The 3,910-nt window shown below is 43.5% G+C and carries 3 protein-coding genes; all 3 read right to left on the reverse strand.

The features are described 5' to 3' along the window. Positions 1 to 107 precede the first annotated feature (107 nt). On the reverse strand, positions 108 to 365 hold the full coding sequence (gene ilvM, locus CXF78_RS13990) for an acetolactate synthase 2 small subunit (protein WP_011635912.1): 258 nt from the start codon (positions 363 to 365) through the stop codon (positions 108 to 110). Next, the gene (ilvG, locus tag CXF78_RS13995) at positions 362 to 2,047 is read right to left on the reverse strand and encodes an acetolactate synthase 2 catalytic subunit (protein ID WP_102037141.1); all 1,686 of its coding nucleotides are present in this window, start codon (positions 2,045 to 2,047) and stop codon (positions 362 to 364) included. Before ilvG ends, ilvM begins: the two co-directional genes overlap by 4 nt. Positions 2,048 to 2,610: 563 nt before the next feature. Continuing rightward, on the reverse strand, positions 2,611 to 3,910 hold a 1,300-nt coding region (ilvC, locus tag CXF78_RS14000; RefSeq protein WP_102037142.1), incomplete at its 5' end, for a ketol-acid reductoisomerase.

Below are 3,910 nucleotides of genomic sequence, written 5' to 3' on the forward strand. Positions count from 1 at the left end.
CTTTGTTTAATGTGGTGCGCGTTATCGGTTTATTCACCTTATAACGACTAAAATAATCTCTAACTAAATAGTATCTAACTAAATCATGCTTGGCTTAATAGTAAGCCTTAACCGTTGGCGACTTGGTTTAATGGTGCCGCCGATAGCACTTTACAGTGCGTGACATCAATTAATTTATCTAACTGGTTGCTGAGCAATTCAATGGCACGTTCGGCCTCAACCCATAAGTCGACCGCCATGCTGGCGTCTTCATTAATACGAACCTGCATTTGGGTGACTTTAAACCCACGATGGCGAGTAACACGCAGCACGCGTTCCAGTACTTCAGGGCGTTGTTGAACGGTTATTTCTAATGCATGCATCATGTTTGCTTCTCCATTTGATCCATCATTTCACTATTACTCGCACCCGGTGGCACTAGAGGCCATACGTTAAAAGCATCATCAATCGACACATGTAACATAAAAGGACCGCTACTGTTCAACATCTCATCTAATCCTTGCTCAACTTGATCTGCTCGCGTTATCGTTCGACCTGGAATATCAAATGCGGATGCCATCAGGACAAAGTTAGGATTGTCAGATAAGTCTGTTTCACTGTAACGCTCTTCAAAAAATAACTGTTGCCATTGCTTAACCATACCCAGTTTTTGATTATCAATCAGTAAGATTTTTACCGGCAATTTACGACGCTTAATGGTGGTCAATTCTTGAACATTCATCATAAACGAACCATCACCAGAGACCGTGACCACCGTCGCATCAGGTCGGGCAACTTGTGCGCCAATAGCGGCAGGTAAGCCGAAACCCATAGTACCTAAGCCAGCACTGGATAAATGATCTTCAGGACGACGAAACCACATGTGCTGTGCAACCCACATTTGATGCTGGCCGACATCACAAGCAACAACACTGTCTTCTGGTAGTTTATTGGCTAAACGGCGTAACATCGCTGGCGCATAAATTAAATCACCCGGATGTTGGTAATTCCATTGGTGCTTACGGGATAACTCCTCTACATCAGCTTGCCATTGAGCAATGTCTAGCTTATCAGCAACGGCGGCCGTTAATGCAGGTAACACTATGCTAAGTTCAGCAGCTATCGCCACGTCAGCTTGACGTAATTTACCAATTTCGGCGGCATCGATATCTAAATGTAACACTTTGGCATTACTAGCAAAACTCGCTAACCGACCGGTAACACGGTCATCAAAACGTGCGCCAACCACCATCAATAAATCACATTCTTGCACTGCAAGGTTTGCCCCTTTTCCACCGTGCATACCCAACATGCCTAAATAACCTTTAGTGCCATGTGCAATACTGCCTAAACCTTTTAACGTCGCCACTGATGGAATGCCTGTGGTGTCGATAAACTGACGTAAATGCGCAACGGCGCCAGCCATACCCACACCGCCACCAACATACAACATAGGCTTTTTAGCGTGCTTAATTAACTCTGCGGCGGCATCTAAATCACTAACCTGAGGCTGTAATTCATCAGCAACACTTTGAAGGGGAGTTTTATATTCTAATGCTGCAAGTTGGATGTCTTTGGGTATATCAACTAACACAGGACCAGGACGTCCTTCGGCGGCAATTTCAAAAGCGCGATATAAGGTGGGAATAAGCTCATTGATGTCGGTGACCATAAAACTGTGTTTGGTGCATGACAACGACATGCCTAATACATCGATTTCTTGGAATGCGTCAGTGCCGATAACACTGGTAGACACTTGGCCCGTTATGGCAACTAACGGCACCGAGTCAAGTAAAGCGTCGGCAAGTGAGGTGATTAAATTAGTGGCCCCTGGGCCTGATGTTGCAAAACACACCCCTGTTTTACCACTCGCACGAGCATATCCTACGGCAGCAAACGCGGCACCTTGTTCATGACGGCTAAGCAAGTGTTCTACAGGACCGCCGTAAAGGGCGTCATAGATTGGCATAATCGCCCCACCAGGATAACCAAATACCGTTGTCACACCATGTGCTGCTAGTACTTTGATTACTGCATCCGCGCCGCGCATTTTCTGTCCTGCTTCCATATGTTGCTCTCTACTTCGTCAATGTATCTGCTGCTCTACTGTGTAATATTGGGTCTGTGGCTTTATTTAACGCTAAAACTAAAAAACCCCCGGTCCTTTCGGAGCGGGGGTTTTTGCAATCTGTTTGACTCTTAGGTCAGTCTAGTTGCCAAAACGCCACCCCCGCTGTGACATAATAATCACTACGGTAATAATTTCGAGAATGAGAATGGCTGTGTGGTTTAACATGTTTTAGACAGTATCCTAAGTTTCTAAATAATTCGTTTGGTTATGTTCAAATAACGTTACGGTATAACTAACAAGTACCATAAAAGATTTACCGAACACAACTAAAAAATTGCCTTTGTAAAAAAATTCAGCTTCCCTGCCGAGACAATGCAAACAACAACAAAAACTTAACGTATGAGTTCTACTAATAATTAATTAGAACTCAATCTAATATTTGTTTTTTCAGCGTCCCAATCAATAAGATTAAGACGTTTCGATTGATGCCTGTCCGACAACGGCAACATAAACATGTTGCAAAAAACACTGAACAGGTACTTCACCAGCCAATTTATACGTTAGCTTGCTTCAACAATGCTTTTCATATCTGTCATGTAACCACGTAACTCAGCGCCGATAAACTCAACTTCTGTATTACGAATCTGATCATTTACATCGATTAAGCGCAGATTATCAACACCTGTTGCTTGGTCTTTAAGTCCAGCACCTAAGTACTCAGATGACATAGCGTTAACATAATCACGTAACATCGGTACTGCTGCATGGTTGAATAAATAACAACCGTATTCAGCCGTATCTGAAATAACCACGTTCATTTCATATAAACGCTTACGCGCAATAGTGTTGGCAATTAACGGTGTTTCATGTAGCGACTCATAGTAAGCCGACTCTTCAACAATACCTGCGGCAACCATGGTATCAAACGCCAGCTCAACACCTGCTTTAATCATTGCTACTAAGAAAATACCTTTGTCGAAATAGGTTTGTTCATCGATATGTTCAGATGACACTGGCGCATTTTCAAATGCGGTTTCGTTAGTTTCAGCTCTCCAGCGTAACAAGTTGGTGTCATCATTAGCCCAATCTTCCATCATAGTGCGAGAAAACTCACCGCTAATAATGTCGTCCATGTGTTTTTCAAATAACGGTTTAAGGATAACCTTTAACTCTTCAGCCATATCAAATGCTTTGATTTTGGCTGGGTTTGATAAGCGGTCCATCATGTTGGTAATGCCGCCGTGTTTAAGTGCTTCGGTAACAGTCTCCCAACCTTGCTGAATTAACTTGCCGGCATAACCAGGTTCAACACCATCAGCCACCATTTTCTCGTAACCTAAAATGGCACCCGTTTGTAACATGCCACACAAAATGGTCTGCTCGCCCATCAAATCTGACTTAACTTCAGCCACAAACGATGACATTAATACACCGGCACGGTCGCCACCAGTAGCACTTGCATAAGCTTTAGCAATCGCTAAGCCATCACCATTTGGATCATTTTCTGGGTGTACTGCAATCAATGTTGGTACGCCAAAACCACGCTTGTATTCTTCACGAACTTCCGTCGCTGGGCATTTTGGTGCAACCATAACCACAGTAATATCAGGACGAACTTGCATGCCTTCTTCAACGATATTGAAACCATGCGAATAAGATAACGTAGCACCTTGCTTCATTAATGGCATAACCGCATTAACGACGTTAGTGTGTTGCTTGTCTGGTGTAAGGTTTAACACTAAATCAGCCGCAGGAATAAGCTCTTCAAAGGTGCCAACTTTAAAGCCGTTATCGGTGGCTTTTTGCCACGATGCACGCTTTTCAGCAATAGCTTGCGGACGTAAGGCAAAAGAAATATTT

Origin of the sequence: Shewanella sp. 11B5, from assembly GCF_002836795.1 — a bacterium.
Lineage (GTDB): Bacteria > Pseudomonadota > Gammaproteobacteria > Enterobacterales > Shewanellaceae > Shewanella > Shewanella frigidimarina.

Bases quoted from the DNA above. Each gene is read 5' to 3' on its own strand.
- ilvG (WP_102037141.1), bottom strand. From the start codon at position 2,047: ATGGAAGCAGGACAGAAAATGCGCGGCGCGGATGCAGTAATCAAAGTA.
- ilvM (WP_011635912.1), bottom strand. From the start codon at position 365: ATGATGCATGCATTAGAAATAACCGTTCAACAACGCCCTGAAGTACTG.